Source organism: Rudaea sp., assembly GCF_047601565.1.
In the GTDB taxonomy this organism is placed as follows: domain Bacteria; phylum Pseudomonadota; class Gammaproteobacteria; order Xanthomonadales; family Rhodanobacteraceae; genus Rudaea.
In genome coordinates, this window is record NZ_JASGIY010000001.1 from 2,530,556 (window position 1) to 2,552,244 (window position 21,689).

Below are 21,689 nucleotides of genomic sequence, written 5' to 3' on the forward strand. Positions count from 1 at the left end.
GGAAGGTGCAATGAAGAAGCTCGTACTGACTGTTGCGATGGCGCTCACGGGGCTCACGGGTGCGGGCGGCGCGTTCGCCGCGAACGACGGACGCCCGGCGATCGGCGTGGCCGAGTTCAAGAACGAATCCGGCGCCGGCTGGTGGCGCGGCGGTGTGGGCTGGGAGCTGTCGGGGATGCTCTCGAACGAACTGTCCTCGAGCGGCGATTTCCGCGTGGTCGAGCGCAGCAAGCTGCAGAACGTGCTCGAGGAGCAGAATCTCGCCGCTTCCGGCCGCATCGCTCCGGGCACCGGCGCGAAGATCGGCAAGGTGACCGGAGCGCAGTATCTCGTCATGGGCACGGTGACCTCGTACGAGGAGAATACCTCGAGCACCGGCGGCGGCCTGAGCTTCCACGGCATCGGCCTCGGCGGCAAGTCGACCGAAGCCTACCTGGCCGTCGACATCCGCGTGGTCGACACGACGAACGGCGACGTTGCGTATTCGCGCACGGTCGAAGGCCGCAGCAAGGGCGGCGGCGTCAACATCGGCCTGTATCGCGGCGGCTTCGGCGGCAACCTCGCGCACGAGGAAAACACGCCGGCCGGCAAGGCGATCCGCGCCGCGCTGGTCGAGATCACCGATTACCTCGATTGCGTGATGGTCAAGCGCGACGGCTGCGAGGCCGAGTATCGCGGCAAGGAGCAGCGCCGCCGCGAAGGCGACAAGAAGGCCCTGAAACTGGATTGATTGCGCGCGTCGGGCCAAGGACGGTCGCCGGTTTCGCGATCGTCCGGGTCGCACGAGGGAAAAAGCGGCCCGATGGCCGCTTTTTCCCTGCCGGAAAGCCTATCGCCTCGTACGCCCGCCGCGGCGCCCTTCGGGGTGCAGGCGGTTGCCGATGTCGTCGCGCGGTGGCGCCGCATCCTCGCGGAACGGGCCCTGTCCTCCTTGGCCACCGAAGTCGCCGTAACCCGGACGTGCGCGTTCGCGCCGCGGCTTGTTGCGGTTGCCGGCGCCGGCCTCGTTCTGGAACGGATGGCGATTCTGGTGGATGCCGTCGCGCGCGCCGCGGTTCTGGCCCTCGCCGCGCTGCGAACGTTCGTCGCCCGCGAACCAACTGCGCGCGGACGGCTGATAGACGCCGATCTGGGTCTGGCCCGCACTGCGGTTCTTGCCGCGGCGCGGCGCGTTCTGGCGTGCACCGGGCTGGCCCTGTCCCGCGTTCTGGCCGCCGCTGCGCTTCTTCTTGCGCTTATTGTTGTTGCCGTTGTTGTTGCGCTTGGCGCCGGGGCGGAACGGCCCGTCGTCGCGGATGCGGTCGAACGCGCGCAGCTCGCGCGCCTCGTCGGCATGTGCGCCGCTCCAGGCCTGCTGCGACTGCGGCGTCGGCCGGTATTCGTTCGACGGCTTAGCGCGGCGCTGGTTGATCACAGGCTGCAAGGTCAGCGACGGCTCGGGGTCGCCCGCACCGACCAGCGTGCGCAGCGCCTTGACCGTTTCCGCATCGAGCGTTTCGCTCTGCCCGCGCAACAGCCCGCGCGGCAGTTCGACATTGCCGTAGCGGATGCGCTTCAGGCGGCTGACCATGAGGCCTTGCGATTCCCACATGCGCCGCACTTCGCGGTTGCGGCCTTCCTTGAGCATGACGCGGAACCAGGAATGACTGTCGCCGCGGCTGATCACGGCCAGTTCGTCGAAACGCGCCGGACCGTCCTCCAGTTCGATGCCGGCCTGCAGTTTTTCCAGCACCTCGTCGGGTACCTCGCCGTGCACGCGGCAGACGTATTCGCGCTCGATCTCGGTCGAGGGGTGCATCAGCGCATGCGCGAGCGCGCCGTCGGTCGTGAGCAGCAGCAGGCCGGTCGTGTTGATGTCGAGGCGGCCCACCGAGATCCAGCGCGCGCCCTTGAGATGCGGCAATTGTTCGAAGATCGTCGGCCGGCCTTCGGGGTCCTCGCGCGTGGCGACCACGCCTTCGGGCTTGTTGTAGATCAGCACCTGCGCGCGTTCGGCCGAGTCGTTGACGACGACGAAGACCTTGCTGTCGACTTCGACGCGATCGCCGGCGCGCACGCTCGAACCGATCTCGGCGACCTTGGCGTTGACGCGGATTTCGCCGTTCTGGATGCGTTGCTCGAGCGTGCGCCGCGAGCCGAGTCCGGCGTTGGCGAGCACCTTGTGCAGGCGGTCTTCGAAAACCGGCGCGCCGTCGGGCGCATCGGCGGGGCGTTTGAGGCTGAGCAGGCTGCGCGTCGTGGGCGCGTTCATGGGGTTTGCTCCGTAGGATCGGCGGCGGCTTCGCCGTCGCCGCGGGAATCGGGAATGGGAGGTCGGGAATCGGACGCTTGGGCAACCGGCACTGGGGTTTCGGCATCGGCTGCGGCGTGCGTGTCGTGCCCGTCGGAATCGGCGGCGCCAGGATCGGCTGAGGGGTTCGCCGGAGCGTTGTCCTCGATTCCAAGTCCCATCGGCGCCAAACCCAGTTGCGGTTCGAAATCCTGCAGATCGCGAATTTCGGCCAGCGGCGGCAGTTCGTCGAGCGACTTCAGGTTGAAATAGTCGAGGAATGCGCGCGTGGTGCCGAACAACTCGGGCTTGCCGGGCACGTCGCGGTGGCCGACGGTGCGGATCCACTCGCGCTCCTCCAGTGTCTTGATGATGTTGCTCGACACGGCCACGCCGCGGATGCCCTCGATTTCGCCGCGCGTGATCGGTTGGCGATAGGCGATCAGGGCCAGCGTTTCGAGCTGCGCGCGCGAATAGCGCGTCTGCCGCTCGGTCCACAGGCGCGCGACCCACGGATTCACTTCGGTGCGAACCTGATAGCGAAAGCCCGAGGCGACTTCCTTCAGTTCGATGCCGCGACCTTCGCTGTCGCGCGCCAGTTCGTCGAGCGCGCGCGCGAGGTCGTCGTGGCCCGGCCGCTCGTTCTCCTCGAACAGCGCGAGCAGTTGCGGCAGCGAAAGCGGCGTGGACGAAGCGAGCAGGGCGGCCTCGAGGATGCGTTTGAGTTGTTCGAATTCGATCATAAAAAAGAATTTTTTCTTTCCGCTCGTCATTCCGGCGAAAGCCGGAATCCAGTGCCTTTACTCTTGTTGTTCAATCCACTGCAGCGAGCGACTTCAGGTAGATCGGCGCCAGCGGCTCGGCCTGCATGATCTCGATCAGCAGTTCCTTGGCCAGCTCGAGCAGGGCGAGGAAGGTGACGACGATGCCGGGGCGGCCTTCCTCCGGATTGAACAGCGTGTCGAACGCATGGAAGCTGCCGTCGCCGAGCGCGCTGAGCACGTCGCTCATGCGGCTGCGCACCGAAAGCGTGTCGCGCTGGATCTCGTGATGGCCTTTCAGTTCGGCGCGGGTCAGCACGTCCTTGAGCGCGAGCAGCAGTTCGCGCATGCCCACGGGCGGTGGCACGCGGATCACGCTCCTGTCCGGCACGTGCGCGTGCACGACGGCGAAATCGCGGTCCGCGCGGGGCATCGCCTCGACGTCCTCGGCCGCCTTCTTGAAGCGCTCGTACTCCTGCAGGCGGCGCACGAGGTCGGCGCGCGGATCGTCCTCGGCGCCTTCCTCGGCCGGCGGCCGCGGCAGCAGCAGGCGCGACTTGATCTCGGCGAGGATCGCGGCCATGACCAGGTACTCGGCAGCGAGTTCCAGGCGCAGGTCCTTCATCAGCTCGATATAGTCGATGTACTGGCGCGTGATCTCGGCGATCGGGATATCGAGAATGTCGAGGTTCTGCCGGCGGATCAGGTACAGCAGCAGGTCGAGCGGCCCCTCGAACGCCTCGAGGATGACCTCGAGCGCGTCGGGCGGGATGTACAGATCCTGCGGCATCTGCAGCACCGGCTCGCCGCGCACGATCGCCAGCGGCATTTCCTGCTGCTGCGGAATCGGGTGAAACGGGCCGGCGGCCGCGCCTTCGTCGCTCGCGGCGGCGTTGTGCGTGTTCATGCGGCGGATTCGGTCATGCGTGGTCGCCGCGCGCGGCGCGGCCCGGAAAAACAAAAGCGTTGTGCATACGCCAGAGTGCAGAAGTACAGAAATACACATTCGCGCACCGCTGCGGCATCGCGTGGAACTGCGGCATGGCGGATGTGCGTATGATGTCCCGTCCACAACTGCCGATTCGCATCGGGCGTGCGCGGGAGACGATTCCCAAGAGAACGGCGCCAAGGTCTCGTGTCTGCGCCGCGGCTCGCGGCGGGCCTGGTCGACCAGCGCTTTGGGCGACAGATTACGAGGATTGCCGGCGCCTGTCCAGAGCCAGGCGCCGTTTTCCCGTGTCTTGCGACCGCGAGGAGGGGCGCGCGCGGCTACGGACTGCTTGCACCACCCGCGATCTTCTGCGCGCTGATCGTTCCGCAAAGCCCCGCGAATTCCCCTGCGGTGAAGGTGTACGCGATCGTCATCGTGCTGTTCGAGGTGAAGGTGATGTCGGCGGTGCCGACCGGCAGGCCCGCGGTACGCGTCGCCTTGTCGAACAGTCCGCCGGTCACCGCGTAGATCGGCGCCTGCGTCACGTTGGGATACGAATCCGCCTGCGAGTAGGGTGCCTGCACGGTGAACCAGCGCTGGCTGGCCGCTCCGCTTTGGCCTTCCGCCTGCGGCGCATAGGCGTACCACGCCGCGAACAGCAGGGATTGCGGCGGAATGACATCCACCACCAGGCCCTGGCCGCTGGTTTGCGGGTCGTACCAGGCCCCGGAAAGAAAAGCTTTGTCGTAGCCGAATGGCAGAGACGAGAACGATATGGCCGGAACATTGGTGCTGCACACCGTCGGCACGCTGAGGCGGGCTTCCGCCAACGAACCGCTGCGGCCGTCATTGAGCTGGTAGTCCAGCGTGGCATGAGTGCAATCGTGGAAGGTCAAGGTTGCCGTGCCGTCGACGACGGCGGTGGCCTTCGGCGGCGCGTTGAAGTTGCCGCCGGTGTTGCTGTAGATGGTGAGGTCATAGGATGCGCCGCGCGCCGACGGCAGCTTGCCTTGCAGCGTGCGCCATTGCGCATTGCCGAGCGCATCGAAGGTGAACCAGCCGCCGAACAGCTCGCCCACGCCGGCGCCGCCGCCGTCGACATAGGTGGTGAGCACCAATCCCTGGCCGGACGTGTAGGGGTTGTACCAGGTGCCGCTCACGCCGAACTGGTCGCCGTCGAACGGCGCGGCGGCGACCACGGTCTGCGTCAGCGGCGGCGAGGGCGCGCCGAGTTCCAGCGCGTTGTCGTTTTTCACGGTCAGCACATGATCGCCCGGCGTGGCGAAACTCGTCGTGCAGCGGGCGGTGACCGTAGGAATGATTTGCAAGGTCGCCCCCTGCGTCTGTTTCGGCGCAAGGATGTCGATGGGGACATGAGCGCACAGCAGCGTTTCGCCATCGTAAAAACTCAGTGTGTCCGCAGGATTGCCGGCGCTGAACGTTTCCGGGGTGGAAGTCAGTGTAGCAACGAGGTCCACGGCCTGGTCTGCCTGCACGGGAACAGAACTGCTCGACAGGCTCAGCCGATATCCCGCGACTCGACTGTGGGCTGGATAAGTTGCCGGCTGATTGTTCGCGTCGCCGGAATAGCTTAGGCCCAGAGCGCCCGACCAGTTGTCGCCATCTGCCTGAAAACGGCAAGTGGCGAACGAGGCGATGACCGGCACATTGTCGCAGACCGTGATCTGCGCATAGTTCGACTCGATGATTCCCGAATAAGTGACCGTCACCGTGCCCGCAGGATTGCGGCCATAAACCGCGGCCTCAATCGTCACCGTTTTCCCGTCGGCCGTTGCCGGACCGACATAGGCGATGCCGCGAACCACGCTTTCGACCGGGGTTTGCGTGCAGGGAGTCGACCAAGGCGTCACCGGCGAAACCAGGTTGAGGGCGACGTCGATCGAGGTTGGCGGATCGGATGCCGGTGTCAATGGATTCGGGCACAGGTATTCCTGGAATCCCGCGTTCGAGGGTGGCGCGGGTGGCTGGTCGGTGAGCTGGTTCACGGATACGTCGAATTGCTGCAGGCTTGGCACGTTGGCGAGGACTGGCACCGTGCCGGTGAGAAAATTGATGCTCGCGTAAAGCCCTTGAAGATTCGGCAAATCCGAAATCTCATCAGGCAACGCGCCATCCAACAGATTTTCCTCTACCTCAAACTCGTTGAGCCGAGTCAAGCCGGACAGCGACGGGACGCTGCCGTCGAGTCGATTTCCGTCCAAACGGAATGTCTGCAAATTCGCCATCTTGCCAATCGACGGAATGCCACCGCTGAAGAAATTCGAACCCAGGTCCAAATCGGTCAGTTGGGTGAGGTCGTCGAACGAAGGCAAGCTGCCATCCAATTGGTTGATCCTTGCCTGCAGGGTTTGCAACTGCCCCAGACCTGTCAAGGAAGGCAGGGAACCGGTCAACTGATTGTTGATCAAATTCAAGGTGCTCAGTTCGGAAAGGCCCGAGAGATCGGGAATGGCACCGCTGAAATGCTGGTTTCCCAGTTGGACTTCGCGGAGTTGCGACAACCCTTTCAGTTCCGGGATGGCGCCCCAAAGGTTGTTGAAGAGAGGGGAGCCGGCATCGGCAAGATTCGACAGTTTGAGCGACTGCAATTGCGACAGCGGAGCGAGCGGAGGAAGCGTTCCGGTAAGCGAAATGCCGGTCAGGTCGATCGCGACGACATGGCTCTGCGATGCGTCGCAGGTAATGCCGTACCAAGTGCATTCGGAGCCCGGCGGTCCGTTCCAGCTATCGCGCGGAATCGACCAATACCATCCGTCGGTGTAGGCATACAGGTTGGATAGCACCGTGCGTTCCGCTGCGGGAATGACCGCAAAAGCGCTGAGCGATGAAAAAGCCAAAATCACGGCACCGGCCAGACTGAAAAAATGGCCTGTGTTGCCGCAATCAGAAGAAAGCGCAGATTTAGGAAAGAAGGGAATAGGCTTTTTCATGAACGAATCGACTCCGATGAAGACCCCTGATCGAGAACTCTTTCTCCCATTATTCCAGATTGGACAGAATAATGGGGTTACTCATCGTAGGATTACATTATACCGATGTTAGGGGCCAAAATAGTAAGTCGTGTTGAAGTCCATTCCATTCGCACTTATCGAGCCCGGCGTAGACAGCACTCGCCAGCCGTTCCAAATATCTTGCTCCAAGATGAGTTGTAGTGGGGAACCGCCGGACGTGATGGATTGGCAATTCACAGTAGCGCCGTTCGTACCTACCGGATAAGGAGTTCCATTATTCTGTGGCACAACCAAGTTGGTCGTAGCAGCCCAGCATGAATTTCTGATTCCTACTGTGCCGTATTTCGCCAGTGCATACGGAAGCATGTTTATGTCCGAGGGAGCTTCGACTATCCATTCGGTCGTCTTCCCGGGTTCTTTCACGGAACTTTGGCTATAGTGAACGCACCAACCCGTGGTGAAATTGCAGACACCCATTACCGCCGTGCCGATTGGCGTATAGCTGGAGTTTGGAACCCAAAAGGTGACTGCACCCACTTCATCGCCGTAGTTGATGGAGAGATTGGAAATTACATTTCCAGAACTTCCACTCACTGTGCCGTCAAAGACCTGCCACCAAAAATAGTATTGAGGTGTTCCGTTGACGTCGATTGTCGAATTAGGGAAACTCTGATTTTGCCCCGCTGTCCAATCCGGACCTGATGACGGACCCGACGCGATGCCGCCGAAGCAGCTGACACTCTCGACGCAACAGGATGCCGGATTCGAGCGGCATCGCAAGGCCACGCGACGGAATGTGTTTCTGGCCGAGATGGATCGGGTGGTGCCTTGGGCGGAGCTGTGTGCGTGCATCGAGCCGCACTAGCCGAAGGCCCGCGAAGATGGCGGCGGTCGTCCGCCGATCGGCGTGGAACGGATGCTGCGCATCCACTTCCTGCAGCAGTGGTATGCGCTGAGCGATCCGGGCGTGGAAGAAGCGCTGTACGACTCGCAGGCGATGCGCCGGTTCGTGGGGATCGACCTGGGCAGCGAAGGGGCGCCGGACGAAACGACGGTGTGCAAGTTCCGCCACCTGCTGGAGAAGCACGGCTTGGCGAAACAGTTGTTCGATGCGGTGGGCGAGCACCTCAGGAAGCACGGCCTGGGCCTGTCGAAAGGCACGATCGTCGACGCCACGATCATCGCCGCCGCGCCGTCGACGAAGAACAAGGACAAGTCGCGCGATCCCGAGATGCACCAGACGAAGAAGGGCAACCAGTGGTACTTCGGCATGAAGGCCCACATCGGCGTGGACGAGTCGACGGGCCTGACGCATTCGGTGGTGACCACGGCAGCGAACGTCGGCGACGTGACGATGGTGGACCAGTTGCTGCACGGCGAGGAGCAACGCGTGTTTGGCGACGCTGGTTACACGGGTGCGGAGAAGCGGGCAGCGAAGCGCGGCCGGACGTTCTGGATCGCCGAGAAGCGCAGCAAGGTCAAGGCCATCACCGATGCGGCGCTGCGCGAGATCGTGGACAAGCTGGAGCATGCCAAGGCATCGATCCGGGCAAAGGTCGAACACCCGTTCCGGGTGGTCAAGCGCCAGTTCGGTTACCTCAAGGCGCGCTACCGCGGACTGGCGAAGAACGGCGCACAGGTGACGACGCTGTTCGCGCTGGCGAATCTTTGGATGGCCCGAACGACGTTGCTGAAGACAGGATAGTTGCGCCTGGCGCGCGGGCCACAGCGGCCCGCGGCGCCGAAAGCGCGTGGAAACCCGCAAAATGCGCACGCCGGGAGGTGTGGAAACGCATCGGGAGGCACCGAAAGACGTTGCACGGCCCGCGACGCGCCTGACCTCTCGCTGCGCCGCGATGATGGCGGTGGAGAGGGGTAAAAATCAGACCATCCTTAGTGGAACACTTTGAGGTGGCCATCCGGGGACTTGGCTCTTGCTGTTCGCGGGAAGAGAAGCAAAGGTACTGGATTACCGCTTTCGCGGGAATGACGAATAAAAAGAGCTGCGTGCGGCGAATCGCGCTACGACAGCAGAATCCAGAGCCCGAGCGCCGCGAACAGCAGCGCCGCGCCGATGCGCGCCGCGCGCAGCGGCAGCCGATGCGCGAAGCGCGCGCCGAGCCAGACCACGGGCACGTCGGCGATCAGCATGCCGAGCGTCGTGCCGCCGACCACTTGCCAGAGCGGGTGATACTGCGCCGCAAGTACGGCGGTCGCGATCTGCGTCTTGTCGCCCATCTCGGCGAGGAAGAAGCTCGCCAACGTCGCGGCGAGCACGCCGTGCGCGCTGCCGTGCGCGGCCTCGTTTTCGTCGGCCTTGTCGGGCTTGAGCGTCCACAGGGCGATCAGGATGAAGCTGGCCGCGACGATCCAGCGCAGCGTCTGCGGCATGAGCCATTGGCTCACGAGCGAACCGAACGCGCCGGCGAGCGCATGGTTGATCAGCGTCGCGATCAGGATGCCGAGGCAGATCGGCCACGGCTTGCGGTACTTCGCCGCGAGGATTAGCGCGAGCAGTTGCGTCTTGTCGCCGATTTCGCCGAGGGCGACGGTCAGCGTGGAGATGAGCAGGGTTTGCAAGAAAGACTCCGAAGTTGGCACGGATGGCGCGATGGTTCCGCCGCGCGGCTCGACGCGAGCGGTGTCGCGCAAGCCGCCGCAGCGGGGTCAGAACCCCGGGCCGCCCTGGCAGGCCTGCGTCGCGTTGGCGATCTGTCCGGTCTGGCGCGGCGTGCTGTTGAAATACTGCTGGTACATCTGCTGCGCCTGTGCATCGGCCGCCTGGATCTGATCCGCCGTCAACTGGCTGGAAAAATTGCTCAGCGCATTGGTCGAGCGCTGGGAGGGCTGCGTGCCGCTCGGCTGGCCGAGGCTCATCAGTTTCGCATAGGTGTAGGCCTGCTGCGCGTTGCTGCCGGTGAGCTGGTTGAGCAGGTTGCGCGAGCTGCCGCCGTAGGCCTGCGCCATCAGCATCGCCATCGACCAGTCGCCTTGCTGCAGGGCGGAGTTGGCGAGATTGAGCGCGTTGGTTTGATAGTCCTGCACCCATTGCGGATTGTCGAGCAGGCCGGGCCAGTTGTTGAGGTTGGCGCCGACGTAGCAGTTGGCCGCTTCGGGATCGCCGAGTTGCGCGGCTTCCAGCGTCGCCGGCACGAGCGAGGCCATATCGTCGGCGGAAAGGTCCGCGCACATGGCTGCATTGTTCTTGGTGAAATCGAGATCGCGCTGGAGGAAGTCGAGCATGCGTTCGCTGCGCTGCGCAGACGCTCCGGGCGGGGTGTCGTTGAGCGCGCGGCTGGCCATCGTGGGCAGCATCTGGTTCAGCCGCTGCACCTGCGCGCAGGTCTGCATGTCCTTGAACAGGCGCGAGGCGGCGTCGGCGTCGCCCGCGTCGGCGCGCGCCTTCAGGTCGGCGAGAACGGATTTGAGCGGCGTGCCTGCGGCGGGCAGCGGCGCGCGCGCGCTCGGGTTCGAGACGGCGCTGTCGAGCATGCGCCGGCCGGGCGTTCGCGCAAGCGCCGGTTTGGCTGCGACGTTGCTTTTTCCTTTCGTGGAATTTGCCGCATTTTCCACTTTTTTTTCCATTTCGGTCTGCGCGCCGCTTGCAGATGCCGGCGCGCTGCGGCGACCGCCGTAGAAGGCCGCGGCGGCGACGACCGCGATGACGATGGCGCCAAGAACGGCAGGAAGGATAGGGCGTGACACGCGAGCTCCGCGAACGTGCAAAGGCAGGAGGTGCATTCTTGCGCAAGCGTGAACGGATTGTCGAAGCGTGTGTTGTAAAAAATTGCGAAGCCGTGTTGACGGTTTCCTGCGCGGTAGGGTCGTGCTTGGCCCATGGCAAGAAACCGCTTGACATGGAAATGAGAATTATTATCATTCAGGTGCCCGTCAACGGAGTCCTGCCATGCACACTGCGACCCTGCCTTCCCTTTCCACGAACGTTTCTTTCCTCGGCGCCTCAAACATGCCGCGCGCGTCGACCGCGCCGACGCGCCAGTTCGACAGCCGCACGCTGTTCGGCGACGCGCAGGAAGTGCGTATCGAGCATTTCGGCCAGGAATACCGCCTGCGCCAGACGCGCAACGGCAAGCTGATTCTCACCAAGTAGCGCCGGGCGGTCGTTCGCGGTCGCTGCGGTTCTTGTTTCCGTCGCGCGGCCCCGTGCGCGACATCGATCGTCTGCACGGTAGCCAGCCGGTTGGCCAGAGACCTCGCGTCACGCACCGTGGCCCGCGGGGAATGTGTCGGAACATGCGCGGCCGAAGATTCGTTCGTGAAGTAAACCGCGAATCGACGAATGGTTCTCTGGAGAAGGCGATGCATCGACGGCGCTGTTCCGCGGCGGGGCAGCGGTCGCCCAGTGCGGGCGTCTGGATCGGTTTGCAGCACCTCGACCCGAAGAGAGGAGAACGGCAATGAGCGACGGCTTCCACGACGATCACATGTACGCTTCTTCCGAGCCCGACCCGGATGCGCGCTACCATGGCCCATTGCGCACGCATGGCACGGACGACGCATCCGTGCAGGTGGACTGGTACCGCCTCGCCGATTGGTTGCCGCGCCTCGGCACCGTGCTCTGGCTGTATCGCGCGGGCGAAGGCGATGGCGTCTTTCCGCGCGCGCGCCTGCTGCCGTGCGGCGTACTGTTGCTCGACCACCCGGCGCTGGCGGCGTTTTCCGGCAGCGTCCGCGTCGAAGCGCACAGCGCGGTCACCGCACACGGCCCGCGCGAGTGGCTTGAATTTCTCGACACGCAATTCGCCTGCGTCGCGCGCCTGTATCTGCTGCCCGACGCCGACTATCTCGCCTGGGATGCGATGCTGAACGACTGCGGCATCGCGCGCGCCGCCGCGCAGGCGCCCACGCGCTGGCGCGCGCACGCGGCGTTCATGCGCTGCGCATTGCGGCGCCTGCGCAGTTCGTGGCAGGCGCGGGCGGTGCGCTTCCCGCTGCTGCGCCTGCCGTGCCTGCACGTGCTCGGACTGCGCGCGCCGCTCGTCCTCTCCGAACTCGGCGGCCAGCTCGCCGCGGCGATCGCGGACGACGAACGCGCGGCGCTACAGGCCACGCACGCCTGATTCCCGCGGAAGTTTCCCCTGTCGAAAAACGAAACGAAGAAACCCGCCGCGCCGATACGTTTGAACGGTTCGGCAACGGATCGAACGAGCATGAAACGCACGAATGACGGATATCGGGACTACGCCCTGACCTGCTGCATCGCAGCGGCGCTGATGCTGGGCGCCTGCACCACTGCTCCGAAGAAAACCGCGGCCGAAACGAAGCGGGCCGAGCCCGCGGCATCGCCCGCGCCGGCGAACTACACGCCGCCGTGCGCGCAGCCCGGATTGTCGGCGTACGAATGCGACCGCCGCAGCATCCTCGCGATGGCCGGCGAATACCGCGTGCACTTCGCCTTCGACGAAACCGCCGCGCTCGCGCCGGGCTATGCGCCGCACGCCGCGCAGCGCAGCGGCGGCACCGAGCTCGTGCTCGTGATCGCCGACACCGGCGAGCACATCTCGCTGCAACACATCCTCGTGCTCGGCGACAAGCACGCCGTGGTGAAGCACTGGCGCCAGGACTGGCAGTACCAGCCGCCCACGCTGCTGCGCTTCCGCGGCACCGGCAAGTTCGAAACCGAGACCGTCGCCGCGGACACCCGTACGGGCGCGTGGTCGCAGACCGTCTACGAAGTCGACGACGCGCCGCGCTACGCCGGCATCGGCCGCTGGACCCACGCGAACGGCGTCGATGCCTGGCAGTCCGACCGCACCTGGCGGCCGCTGCCGCGGCGCGAATATACCCAGCGCAAGGACTACCAAGTGCTCGAAGTCGTCAACCGGCACACGCTGACGCCGGCGGGATGGGTGCACGAACAGGACAACACCAAGCTCGCGATCGATGCGAACGGAACGGTGTATGCGCTGGCGCGCGAAACCGGCACGAACAGCTACACGCGTATCGCCGATTACGATTTCGGCGCCGGCCGCGACTACTGGAATCGGACGCGGAAGTACTGGAGCGACGTGCGCGCCGCGTGGCAGCGACTGGAAGACAAATCGCCGCGTTTCGTCACGGCCCCCGAACCCGACGGAGAAGCGCGCATCGACGAGTTGTTCGAGCTCGCCGAACGCATCGGCAGCGGCGACAAGGTCGACGGCGCGGCGATCGATGCCGTTCTGGCGCGCTACGTGCGGGCGACTCCGTAGCTGCTTGACCGGGCCCTATTCTTGGGACGGCGGAGCGGGAGGAGCGGGCGAGGCCTGTTGCGGCGGCGAGGAAGGCGCCGCGGGCGGCGTCGGCGCGGTCGGCGCCATGGGCGCAAGCGGCGGCAGCGGCGGCGGCATTGGCACGAACGGACTCTCGAACTCCGGTGCCTTCAGGCTCAGCGCCAGCATCTTGCGCTGGCGCAACACCTCGACCTTGACCTCGCGTCCGGCCTTGCCGTCGCGCAGCTGGCGCATCGCATCCTCGGGACGCTCGATCTTCCTGCCGTCGATCGCGAGCAACACATCGCCCGGCTTCAGCGTCTTCGCGAACTCCGCGTCGGCCGACAGCACCAGCGCGCCATGGTCCGCGCCGAAGTAGCTGCCGAGATCGGGATTGAGGCTGGACAGATTGAGCCCCCACCACGGCGTCGAATAGCGGATCCGACGCGCCGCCAGACGGGCTTCTTCGGCGGCCTGGCGCCCCTGTTCCGCAGCGGTGCGGCCCTGCTCGGCGGCGGCACGGCCTTGTTCGGCAGCGATACGCGTCGCTTCACGCACTTGCTCGCGCATCTGTGCGACCTGCTCGCGGCTCATCTGCGCGCCGCGCGCCGCCTGGTCGACTTCGGCGCGGATCTTCTCCGCATCGATGCCGTCGAGGCCATCGAACGAGAACGCGAAATTGAACGGTTCGCGGCGCTCGGCCTTGATCTTCATGTCGAGGTTCTTGCCGCTGCGTTGCACCGTCAGCGTGACCTCCTCGCCGACCTTGAGGTTGCGCAACGCGCGGTTGGCGGCGGCGACATTGCCGGCGGCATCCTTGTCGATGCCCTCGCCGCGCACCGACACGATCAGGTCGCCGTCGCGCAGGCCGGCCTTGTCCGCCGGGCCGCCCGGCGTGACCGCGCTGACGCGGATGCCTTTGGGCTCCTGGCCGAGGACCACGCCGATCATGCCGCGGTCGGGATCGCCGAGATAGCGCCAGCCATAGGCGCTCGGGCCGACGTCGCCAAGCTCGGCCGAAATCTCGGCCATCTTCTTCGACAGTTCACGCATCTCCGTGCGCATGCGGTCGAGCTCGCGCCGCGCCTGCTCGGCGTCGATCTTCGCGTCGGCGGCGGTGCCGGCGGGCGAATTGGCGGCACGGGCCGGGTTGGCGCCAAGCGCCAGCGCCGCCGCGATAAGAGTAAAAGTATACACGTTTCGTTTCATGGCGGCTTCTCTAATTTCTCCAGACGGCGGGAGTCGCGTTCATCGCATCCGCCGACGCACCGTTGGCGACCAGACCGTCGCGCAGGCTCGACGCCTTGGCGCCGTAGCGCAGCGCCGACAGATCCTCGAGCAGGGCGACGCGGCGCTTCCAGAGCGATCGTGTCGCGGTCGCATTGCCCGCGTCGCCCGCGCCGAGTTGCACGTCGACGAGACCGATCATGTCCTCGATTTCCATGCTGGCGGCGAGATCCTGCGCCGAGTGCGGCATCGACGCGGTGCCGGTGTCGCGCAGCCATCGTTCGAGCGAGCGCGAGCGCGCCTGCAGCGCCACGAGGCCATCGGACGCTGCCTGCGCGGCATTCTGCGAATTTGTGGCATTGTGTACGGAAGATGCGCCGGTAGGCGTTTCGGTCGCGGCGATCTGCGTCGCGGCATTTGCGGCCGGCACGTGCGTTGGCCGCAGACGCAGGACCGCTGCCGCGGAAAACGCGAGCACGAGCGCGGCGGCGATGCCGATCGGCCATGCGGTAATTCTCCGCCCTTCATTCCCGCGAAAGGGGGAATCCAGTTTCTTGCGCCTTTTCCCGGTGCGACCTGTCAAAGCAAAGTCGCTGGATCCACGCTTTCGCGCGAATGACGAGTTGACTGGATTCGCCTGCGGGAATGACGGCCTGGAAGTGCCGGCGTCGTCGTCTGCGGCCAGCCGCGCGACCAGATCGGCCCAGGCGCTTTCGGCCGGCGCGAGTTGCGGCAGCGCGCGCAGCGCATCCCCGAGCGGGATCGGGTCGGCCGCGTTCAATTCGCCAGCGCGGTTCGGTCGGGTTGGATCGGACATGACATCGGGTCCTGTGGAAACGGGGCCTGCGCGCAAGGCTCGAGCAGTTCGCGCAGGCGCGCGGTGCCGCGCGCGACTTGAGATTTGGAAAAGCTGACCGTCTTGCCGAGCTGCGCGGCGATCTCGTGGTGCGCGTATCCTTCGACGTGGTAGAGCCAGAGCACGCTGCGCGTCAGCGCAGACAGGCGGCCGAGCGCGCGCTCGAGCGCGGCCGAATCGGCGCGTACCCACGGCGGCGCGGCATCGTCGGTCACGTCGGGCACTTCGGCGCGATCGTCCAGATGCTTGTCGCGACGCAGGCGCATCAACGCCTCGTTCGTCGCGATCTGCCGCAGCCAGGCCCAGAACGGCGCGTCGTTGCGGTACTGATCGAGGCGCTGGAACACCTTGAACATCGCGTCCTGCAGAATCTCGCGAGCGGCGTCGGCATCGCCGAGCATGCGCCGGGCGAGGTTGAACACCGGCCGCTCGAAGCGCCGGTAGATTTGCTCGAACGCCGCCATTTCGCCGGCGCGCGCGCGCTCAATCAGCGATTGGGGAACCTCGATGTCGAAGAAGGATCCGGTCACGCTGCCATAGATGCGCCGGCGAGGAAAAAGGTCGCAAGTGCCAAAAGCCGCAGGGCGTTTCCAATCCGTGATTTTGGACACGGAACGTCGGCGCGGTTGGAACAAACTGCGGATTGGCTGCCCAGCGCAAGCCAAGGGCAGATCGCCCCGTCGCATGAGGGGCTGCGATTCGCTGCGAAAACGCATACGAAGAGGAGCACGACCATGAGCAATCGCGGAAAAATCACCCTGCGGAATCCCGCCTGGTACGGCTGGATTCCCGACTTGCCCGATCAGCGCGACCAGCTTTATGGCGCCGTCTACAAGGTGCCGAAAAAGCTGCCGGCGAAGATCGACCTGCGCGCGCAATGCCCGCCGGTCGAGGATCAGGGCCAACTCGGCAGTTGCACCGCCAACGCCCTCGTCGGCGTACTCGAATTCCTCGAACTGAAAGCGGCAAAGGCGCTCGTCGATCTCTCGCGCCTGTTCGTCTACTACAACGAGCGCGTGATCGAACACACGACGAGCGAGGACTCCGGCGCGATGATCCGCGACGGCATCAAGACGCTGGCCAAGCAGGGCGTGTGCCCGGAAAGCCAATGGCCCTACGTCATCGCGCAATTCGCGAAGAAGCCCGCGCCGGCCTGCTACAAGGCCGCGCTGAACCACACGATTTCGAGCTACCAGCGCCTGTCCACGACGGATGAAATGCGCGCCTGCCTCGCCGAGGGCTACCCGTTCGTGTTCGGCTTCACCGTGTACGAAAGCTTCGAATCGCAGGCGGTGGCGAAGAGCGGCGTGGTCAGCCTGCCGAAAAAGAGCGAGCGCGTTCTCGGCGGCCACGCGGTCTGCGCGGTCGGCTACGACGACAAGGCCAAGCGCTTCATCGTGCGCAATTCGTGGGGCACGGACTGGGGGCTGAAAGGCTATTTCACGATGCCTTACGCCTACCTCGCCGATCGCAACTTGTCGGACGACTTCTGGACCGTGCGCGGCTTCGTGCCCGCGGCGGCAAAGAAATCGCGCTGACGATGCGCCGCGCCCGATCTGGTAGCGCGCGGGTGATTCACCCGTCGCACCGGATTCCCCGAATTCAGGATTTCAAGCCCGCTCCGTGATGAGCGGGCGGTGCTTTTCCGCGAGCGACTCCATTTCGCCCAGCACCGACCGCCGCCGTGATCGCGGCAGGCGGGAAAAAGCCAGAATCGTGCGCGCGAGGAGATCGTCTTCCGCATAGAAATACGGCAGCGGCACTCCCATCACGGCGGCCAGACGCCGCATCGTGCCGATGTCGGGCTCGTGCACGCCCACTTCATAACGGTTGATGCGGGTCGAGGCGACGAATTCGTCCAGTCCGGACCGGATTCCGAGCTGTTTTTGCGACAGCCCCGAGGCCGTCCGGGCTTCGCGCAGCCGCCTGCAAAAGATGGTTTTCGCGTCCGCGGGACGCATGCTCGTTCCGGCGCATGGAAAGAGCTACGAGAATCGTAACTTTGGATTGACCGCGATACTACAGCCACAAGGGCTGCGGCCGTTTCCCGTCGGCAGGTTTGCGCGAGACGCCGCGCCATCAATTGAGAATTGACACTCATAAGAGCCTCTAACAAAATGAAGATTTAGCTGTCAGAATGCCTCGCAACCTATTGGCTTTGCGGGGGTTCAATGGCTCGTCCCCTGGTCGAGGATGAACTCTGGGCTTTGATTGAACCGCTGCTCCCGGTCCAACCCCGTCGCGCCCGATACCCCGGCCGCAAACGGCTGGACGACCGCCGGGCGTTGACGGGCGTCGTGTTCGTCTTGCAGACAGGCATCCCGTGGGAAATGCTGTCGCAGGAAATGGGTTGCGGCTCGGGCATGACGTGCTGGCGCCGGCTGCGCGAATGGCAATGTGCCGGCGTCTGGGAGCGGCTCCACCAAGTCCTGCTGTCGCGGCTGCGTGGCGCTGACAAGCTCGATTTGTCGCGTGTCGTCGTGGACAGTTCATCGGTACGGGCCGTACACGGGGGGAAAAACCGGACCGAACCCAACCGATCGCCGCAAAGCCGGGAGCAAGCACCACCTCCTCGTCGAGGCGCACGGCCTTCCGCTGAGCGTGATCCTGACCCAGGCCAATCGCAACGACATTACCCCGTTGTTGCCACTGGTCGATGCGATTCCGCCCATTGCCGGCAAGCCGGGACTGCCCAGGCGAAAGCCAGGCTGCGTGCAAGGCGACCGCGGTTACGATTCCTAGCCGCATCGTGACGAACTCAGATCACGGAGCATTGCCAGGGATCTGGCCAAGCGTCGCACGGCACACGGCAGCGGTCTGGGCAAGACACGCTGGGTCGTGGAGCGCAGCATTGCCTGGCTGCACCAGTTCCGCAGGTTGCGTATCCGCTACGAACGATTGCCTTGCCTCCACAAAGCCTTCCTCACGATCGGATGTGCGATGATCTGCTGGAGAACATTGCGAAATTCATTTTGTTAGATTCTCTTACGAAATCGCCCGGCCGTTCTCGATCGGGACGAGGCGGCCGCCAAGCGCGGCCACGTCGTCGGGATCGTGGGTGATGACGACCATCGGCACGCCGAACTGCGCGCGCACGGCGAGCAGCTCGGCGCGCAGGCGTGCGCGCAGCGGCGCGTCGAGCGCGGCGAACGGTTCGTCGAGCAGCAGCAGGCGCGGTTTCGCGGCGAGCGCGCGGGCGAGCGCGACGCGCTGGCGCTGGCCGCCGGAGAGCTCGTGCGGACGGCTGGCCGCGAGCTTGCCGAGCGCGAAGCGCGCGAGCAGGGCGTAGACCTCGCTTGGCGCATGGCGCGGATTGAACACGACACTGCGCGACGTCGCGAATGCCACATTCTGCAAAACGTTCAAATGTGGAAAAAGCGCATAGTCCTGGAACACGTAGCCGATGCCCCGCCGCTGCGGCGGCAGGTCGATGCCGCGTTGCGCGTCGAACAGCACCGCGTCGTCGACGCGGATCGCGCCGCGCTCGGGCTGCATCAGGCCGGCGATCGCGTACAGCGTCTGCGTCTTGCCCGCGCCCGAGGGGCCGAACAGCACGGTCACGTCCGCATCGCTCGCGAATTTCAGCTCGAGGCGGAACTCGCGGTCGCGCGCGCGCAAGGTCCTTGCGATGTCGACTTCAAGCCGCATCGTCGTCTCCATGATGGCTGCGTTGCAGAATCTGTGCGGCGAGCACGAGCGTGACCGCGGCAACGACGAGCGCGATGAGCACGAGCGCCTGCGCGGTCGCGTCGTCGCCGGCCATGACCGCGTTGTAGATCGCGATCGACAAGGTTTGCGTGCGGCCGGGCAGGGAGCCCGCGACCATCAGCGTTGCGCCGAATTCGCCCATCGCGCGCGCGAACGCGAGCAACGCGCCCGCGCAGACGCCGCGCCAGGCCAGCGGCAGGCTGACGCGGAAGAACACCGCGGCCGGACCCAGGCCCAGCGTGCGCGCCGCGCGTTCGAGCTGCGGATCGACCGCACGGAACGCCGCGCGCGCCGCGCGCAGGATCAGCGGGAACGCGGCGACCGCCGCGGCGATCACGGCGCCCTGCCAGGTGAAGATCAGGCTGATGCCGAAGGTCGAATGCAACCAGCCGCCGATCGCGCCGTTGCGGCCGAGCACGACGAGCAGGTAGTAGCCGAGCACGGTCGGCGGCAGCACCAGCGGCAGCGTCAGCAGCGATTCGGCGGTATCGCGCGCGAGCCCGCCGCGGCGGCCCAGCGCGCGCGCCGCGGCGACGCCGAGGACCAGGGCGAGCGCGGTCGCGAGCGCGGCGACCTTGAGCGTCAGCCAGAGCGGGGAGAGGAATTCCAATCGCGGTTACGGCGTGGCGGCACTGAATCCGTATTTTGCCAGCGTCGCGCGGCTTTGCGGATCGGACAGGAACCGCACGAAATCGCAGGCCGCGGGCTTCTGCTTGCAGCTGCCGACCGCGGCGGCGGGATAGCGCACGGGCGTCGCGGTCGGCACGCTCAGCGCCACTTTCACCTTCGTCGCCTGCGAGGCGGCATCGGTGGCATAGACGAAGCCGGCCTCGGCTTCGCCGCGCGCGACGTAGTCGAGGGCCTGGCGCACGTTCTGCGCCTGCACGAGCCGGGGTTGCAGCGTGTCCCACAGCTTCGCTTTGACGAGTGCCTGCTTCGCGTAGCGGCCGGCCGGTACCGAATCGGGATTGCCGATCGCGATGCGCTTGTACTCGTCGTGCGCGAGATCGCCGAGCGCCGCCGGCGACCTTCCGTCGGCGGGCACGATCAGCGCGAGCGAATTCGCGGCGAAGTCGCGGCGCGAGGCGGCATCGATGCGGCCGGCGCTCGCGGCGCGGTCCATCGTCGCCTCGTCGGCGCTCGCGAACACGTCGGCCGGCGCGCCCTGCTCGATCTGCTTGAGCAGCACGTCGGAGGCGGCGAAGTTGAGGTTCACATGCGTGCCCGCGTGCTGCGCCTCGTAAGCCTTGGCGATGTCGGTGAAGGCGTTGGTCAAGCTGGCGGCGGCGGAAACGGTGAGGTCGTCGGCGCGCGCACCCGTTGTGCAGGCGAAGGCGCCGAAAGCCAGTAAACAGGCGAACCGCGAATGCGGGCGGAATGGGCGGATCATGGTCGGTTCCGGATCGATGCGGTCGGCCGACTATATCGCAAGCAGACGCGACAGTGCGCGCAGTTCCTCCGCGCAGGCCCGTTTCGCCTTGCGCTCGATGCCGCGATAGGCCGCGACGACTTTTTCGCCGGTTGCGGTCAACGCCGCTCCGCCGCCGTGCTCGCCGCCCTTGTTGGCCGCGATCAGCGGTTCGGCGAAGCTGCGGTTGAGATCGTCGGCGAGCTGCCAGGCGCGTTTGTAGCTCATGCCCATCGATCGGCCCGCCGCCGCGATCGAGCCGGTCGCCGCGATCGCTTCGAGCAAATCGACCTTGCCCGGGCCGAGCGCGTGTTCGGCGTCGAGCAGCAGCCGGAAGCGCAGGGTGGGCGTGGTCCGGGCCATGAATGCGGAAGGGCGGAAACCGTGGGATAGTGTGCCACCGGAATCCCGACTATGGCGGAAATCTGCGCCTCGTCGTCCGATCCGCGCGGCAACAGCCGGTCCGATACGGCGTTCCCGCGACGCGGGATCAGGCGAGGCCGATCCGCTCGCAAATCGCCAGCGTGGCCTTTGCGCGATTCAAAGTATAGAAGTGGATTCCCGGCACGCCGCCGGCGACGAGTTTTTCGCACAGTTGCGCGACCACGTCGGCGCCGAATTGGCGGATCGAATCGGCGTCGTCGCGGAACGCTTCGAGGCGCTTGGCGATCCAGCGCGGGATTTCGGCGCCGCACATGTCGGAGAAACGCTTCAATTGCGAGTACTGCGTGATCGGCATGATGCCGGGCGTGATCGGCACCGCGATGCCCGCCTTGCGCGCGTCCTCGACGAAGCGGAAATACGCGTCGGGGTTGTAGAAGTACTGCGTGATCGCGCCATTCGCGCCCGCATCGACCTTGCGCTTGAAGTTGGCCAAATCGTTGTGCGCGTCGGCCGCTTGCGGATGCATCTCCGGGTAGGCCGCGACCTCGATGTGGAAGAAACCGTCGTGCTCGCGGCGTATGTATTCGACCAGGTCGCTCGCGTAGTGAAACTCACCGTAGCTCGCCATGCCCGAGGGCAGGTCGCCGCGGAGCGCGACGATGCGCCGGCAGCCCATCGCCTTGTACGTCTCGATGAGCTTGCCGATTTCCGCGCGCGTGCCGCCGACGCAGGACAGGTGCGGCGCCGCGTCGAGGCCGTGCTCGCTGCGCAGGTGGCGCACCGTCTCCGGCGTGTAGCTCAACGTGGAGCCGCCCGCGCCGAACGTGCAGCTCACGTATTCGGGCTTCAACGCCTTGAGTTTAGGCAGCGCCGCTTCGAGCGTCGCACGCTGTTCGTCGGTTTTCGGCGGGAAGAATTCGAGACTTATCGGCGTCATTGCGGCGGGTCGTTTTTTCCTGAG

The 21,689-nt window shown here is 65.5% G+C and carries 20 protein-coding genes and 2 pseudogenes; 7 read left to right on the plus strand and 15 right to left on the minus strand.

What is annotated here, in order from left to right; translation table 11 throughout:
* The first annotated feature begins 10 nt into the window (after positions 1–10).
* A complete protein-coding gene (locus QM741_RS11050; RefSeq protein ID WP_415207750.1) occupies positions 11–730 on the plus strand; it encodes a CsgG/HfaB family protein in 720 nt (239 codons plus the stop codon).
* A gap of 99 nt (positions 731–829) precedes the next feature.
* Here the strand turns inward: QM741_RS11050 and QM741_RS11055 are convergent, their stop codons facing one another.
* The 4 genes from QM741_RS11055 to QM741_RS11070 all read right to left on the minus strand — a co-directional run bounded on the left by QM741_RS11055 (position 830) and on the right by QM741_RS11070 (position 6,912).
* Positions 830–2,251: a pseudouridine synthase gene (locus QM741_RS11055; protein WP_415207751.1), complete on the minus strand. Its 1,422-nt coding sequence runs from the start codon at positions 2,249–2,251 to the stop codon at positions 830–832.
* Positions 2,248–3,012: an SMC-Scp complex subunit ScpB gene (gene scpB / locus QM741_RS11060; protein ID WP_415207752.1), complete on the minus strand. Its 765-nt coding sequence runs from the start codon at positions 3,010–3,012 to the stop codon at positions 2,248–2,250. Before scpB ends, QM741_RS11055 begins: the two co-directional genes overlap by 4 nt.
* A gap of 70 nt (positions 3,013–3,082) precedes the next feature.
* On the minus strand, positions 3,083–4,036 hold the full coding sequence (locus QM741_RS11065; RefSeq protein ID WP_415207753.1) for a segregation and condensation protein A: 954 nt from the start codon (positions 4,034–4,036) through the stop codon (positions 3,083–3,085).
* Between the two features lie 263 nt (positions 4,037–4,299).
* Positions 4,300–6,912: a hypothetical protein gene (locus QM741_RS11070; protein WP_415207754.1), complete on the minus strand. Its 2,613-nt coding sequence runs from the start codon at positions 6,910–6,912 to the stop codon at positions 4,300–4,302.
* Positions 6,913–7,651: 739 nt separating this feature from the next.
* Between QM741_RS11070 and QM741_RS11075 the strand changes: the two are divergent.
* Positions 7,652–8,638 (plus strand): annotated as a pseudogene (locus QM741_RS11075) (IS5 family transposase).
* 317 nt (positions 8,639–8,955) lie between these two features.
* Here QM741_RS11075 and QM741_RS11080 read toward each other — a convergent pair.
* Positions 8,956–9,513 (minus strand): TMEM165/GDT1 family protein, encoded by a 558-nt coding sequence (locus QM741_RS11080; protein WP_415207755.1) that lies wholly within the window; start codon positions 9,511–9,513, stop codon positions 8,956–8,958.
* Positions 9,514–9,600: 87 nt separating this feature from the next.
* A complete protein-coding gene (locus QM741_RS11085) occupies positions 9,601–10,638 on the minus strand; it encodes a hypothetical protein (protein ID WP_415207756.1) in 1,038 nt (345 codons plus the stop codon).
* A 202-nt stretch (positions 10,639–10,840) separates the two neighbouring features.
* On the opposite strand from QM741_RS11085, the gene hemP reads away from it, so the two are divergent.
* From hemP to QM741_RS11100, 3 genes are all read left to right on the plus strand, one after another.
* Positions 10,841–11,044 (plus strand): hemin uptake protein HemP, encoded by a 204-nt coding sequence (gene hemP / locus QM741_RS11090; protein ID WP_415207757.1) that lies wholly within the window; start codon positions 10,841–10,843, stop codon positions 11,042–11,044.
* Between the two features lie 307 nt (positions 11,045–11,351).
* Positions 11,352–12,014: a hypothetical protein gene (locus QM741_RS11095; protein ID WP_415207758.1), complete on the plus strand. Its 663-nt coding sequence runs from the start codon at positions 11,352–11,354 to the stop codon at positions 12,012–12,014.
* A gap of 90 nt (positions 12,015–12,104) precedes the next feature.
* Positions 12,105–13,145, plus strand: coding sequence for a DUF6607 family protein (locus QM741_RS11100; RefSeq protein ID WP_415207759.1), 1,041 nt, complete (start codon positions 12,105–12,107; stop codon positions 13,143–13,145).
* Positions 13,146–13,160: 15 nt separating this feature from the next.
* Here QM741_RS11100 and QM741_RS11105 read toward each other — a convergent pair whose 3' ends face one another.
* Genes QM741_RS11105 through QM741_RS11115 form a run of 3 tightly spaced genes read right to left on the minus strand, consistent with a single transcriptional unit; the run spans position 13,161 to position 15,758 of the window.
* Complete coding sequence (locus QM741_RS11105) at positions 13,161–14,354, minus strand: PDZ domain-containing protein (protein WP_415207760.1); 1,194 nt, start codon at positions 14,352–14,354, stop codon at positions 13,161–13,163.
* Positions 14,355–14,364: 10 nt separating this feature from the next.
* On the minus strand, positions 14,365–15,189 hold the full coding sequence (locus QM741_RS11110; protein ID WP_415207761.1) for a hypothetical protein: 825 nt from the start codon (positions 15,187–15,189) through the stop codon (positions 14,365–14,367).
* Positions 15,150–15,758 carry an RNA polymerase sigma factor gene (locus QM741_RS11115; RefSeq protein ID WP_415207762.1) on the minus strand — a complete coding sequence of 203 codons (609 nt, stop codon included), beginning with the start codon at positions 15,756–15,758 and terminating at the stop codon, positions 15,150–15,152. The genes QM741_RS11110 and QM741_RS11115 overlap by 40 nt, the downstream gene beginning before the upstream one ends.
* Positions 15,759–15,962: 204 nt before the next feature.
* Between QM741_RS11115 and QM741_RS11120 the strand changes: the two genes are divergently transcribed.
* Positions 15,963–16,766, plus strand: a complete 804-nt coding sequence (locus QM741_RS11120; RefSeq protein WP_415207763.1) for a C1 family peptidase — start codon at positions 15,963–15,965, stop codon at positions 16,764–16,766.
* Between the two features lie 72 nt (positions 16,767–16,838).
* Here QM741_RS11120 and QM741_RS11125 read toward each other — a convergent pair whose 3' ends face one another.
* Positions 16,839–17,189, minus strand: a complete 351-nt coding sequence (locus QM741_RS11125; protein WP_415207764.1) for a helix-turn-helix domain-containing protein — start codon at positions 17,187–17,189, stop codon at positions 16,839–16,841.
* Between the two features lie 210 nt (positions 17,190–17,399).
* Here QM741_RS11125 and QM741_RS11130 point away from each other — a divergent pair.
* Positions 17,400–18,207 (plus strand): annotated as a pseudogene (locus QM741_RS11130) (IS5 family transposase).
* 6 nt (positions 18,208–18,213) lie between these two features.
* Here QM741_RS11130 and QM741_RS11135 read toward each other — a convergent pair.
* The 5 genes from QM741_RS11135 to metF form a co-directional block, all read right to left on the minus strand.
* Entirely contained in the window at positions 18,214–18,876 is a 663-nt protein-coding gene (locus QM741_RS11135; RefSeq protein ID WP_415207765.1) for an ATP-binding cassette domain-containing protein, read from the minus strand.
* Positions 18,866–19,546 carry a molybdate ABC transporter permease subunit gene (modB, locus tag QM741_RS11140; RefSeq protein ID WP_415207766.1) on the minus strand — a complete coding sequence of 227 codons (681 nt, stop codon included), beginning with the start codon at positions 19,544–19,546 and terminating at the stop codon, positions 18,866–18,868. Before modB ends, QM741_RS11135 begins: the two co-directional genes overlap by 11 nt.
* Before the next feature lie 6 nt (positions 19,547–19,552).
* Positions 19,553–20,326, minus strand: a complete 774-nt coding sequence (gene modA, locus QM741_RS11145) for a molybdate ABC transporter substrate-binding protein (RefSeq protein ID WP_415207767.1) — start codon at positions 20,324–20,326, stop codon at positions 19,553–19,555.
* Positions 20,327–20,356: 30 nt separating this feature from the next.
* Positions 20,357–20,707, minus strand: coding sequence for a winged helix-turn-helix domain-containing protein (locus tag QM741_RS11150; RefSeq protein WP_415207768.1), 351 nt, complete (start codon positions 20,705–20,707; stop codon positions 20,357–20,359).
* A 127-nt stretch (positions 20,708–20,834) separates the two neighbouring features.
* Complete coding sequence (gene metF, locus QM741_RS11155; RefSeq protein WP_415207769.1) at positions 20,835–21,665, minus strand: methylenetetrahydrofolate reductase [NAD(P)H]; 831 nt, start codon at positions 21,663–21,665, stop codon at positions 20,835–20,837.
* Positions 21,666–21,689 lie beyond the last annotated feature (24 nt).

What these genes read in the sequence shown, in the direction of transcription:
- QM741_RS11050 (WP_415207750.1), top strand. Translation starts at nt 11, where the DNA reads ATGAAGAAGCTCGTACTGACTGTTGCGATGGCGCTCACGGGGCTCACG.
- QM741_RS11055 (WP_415207751.1), bottom strand. Translation starts at nt 2,251, where the DNA reads ATGAACGCGCCCACGACGCGCAGCCTGCTCAGCCTCAAACGCCCCGCC.
- scpB (WP_415207752.1), bottom strand. Translation starts at nt 3,012, where the DNA reads ATGATCGAATTCGAACAACTCAAACGCATCCTCGAGGCCGCCCTGCTC.
- QM741_RS11065 (WP_415207753.1), bottom strand. Translation starts at nt 4,036, where the DNA reads ATGTGTATTTCTGTACTTCTGCACTCTGGCGTATGCACAACGCTTTTG.
- QM741_RS11070 (WP_415207754.1), bottom strand. Translation starts at nt 6,912, where the DNA reads ATGAAAAAGCCTATTCCCTTCTTTCCTAAATCTGCGCTTTCTTCTGAT.
- hemP (WP_415207757.1), top strand. Translation starts at nt 10,841, where the DNA reads ATGCACACTGCGACCCTGCCTTCCCTTTCCACGAACGTTTCTTTCCTC.
- QM741_RS11095 (WP_415207758.1), top strand. Translation starts at nt 11,352, where the DNA reads ATGAGCGACGGCTTCCACGACGATCACATGTACGCTTCTTCCGAGCCC.
- QM741_RS11100 (WP_415207759.1), top strand. Translation starts at nt 12,105, where the DNA reads ATGAAACGCACGAATGACGGATATCGGGACTACGCCCTGACCTGCTGC.
- QM741_RS11105 (WP_415207760.1), bottom strand. Translation starts at nt 14,354, where the DNA reads ATGAAACGAAACGTGTATACTTTTACTCTTATCGCGGCGGCGCTGGCG.
- QM741_RS11110 (WP_415207761.1), bottom strand. Translation starts at nt 15,189, where the DNA reads ATGTCCGATCCAACCCGACCGAACCGCGCTGGCGAATTGAACGCGGCC.
- QM741_RS11120 (WP_415207763.1), top strand. Translation starts at nt 15,963, where the DNA reads ATGAGCAATCGCGGAAAAATCACCCTGCGGAATCCCGCCTGGTACGGC.
- QM741_RS11125 (WP_415207764.1), bottom strand. Translation starts at nt 17,189, where the DNA reads ATGCGTCCCGCGGACGCGAAAACCATCTTTTGCAGGCGGCTGCGCGAA.
- QM741_RS11135 (WP_415207765.1), bottom strand. Translation starts at nt 18,876, where the DNA reads ATGCGGCTTGAAGTCGACATCGCAAGGACCTTGCGCGCGCGCGACCGC.
- modA (WP_415207767.1), bottom strand. Translation starts at nt 20,326, where the DNA reads ATGATCCGCCCATTCCGCCCGCATTCGCGGTTCGCCTGTTTACTGGCT.
- QM741_RS11150 (WP_415207768.1), bottom strand. Translation starts at nt 20,707, where the DNA reads ATGGCCCGGACCACGCCCACCCTGCGCTTCCGGCTGCTGCTCGACGCC.
- metF (WP_415207769.1), bottom strand. Translation starts at nt 21,665, where the DNA reads ATGACGCCGATAAGTCTCGAATTCTTCCCGCCGAAAACCGACGAACAG.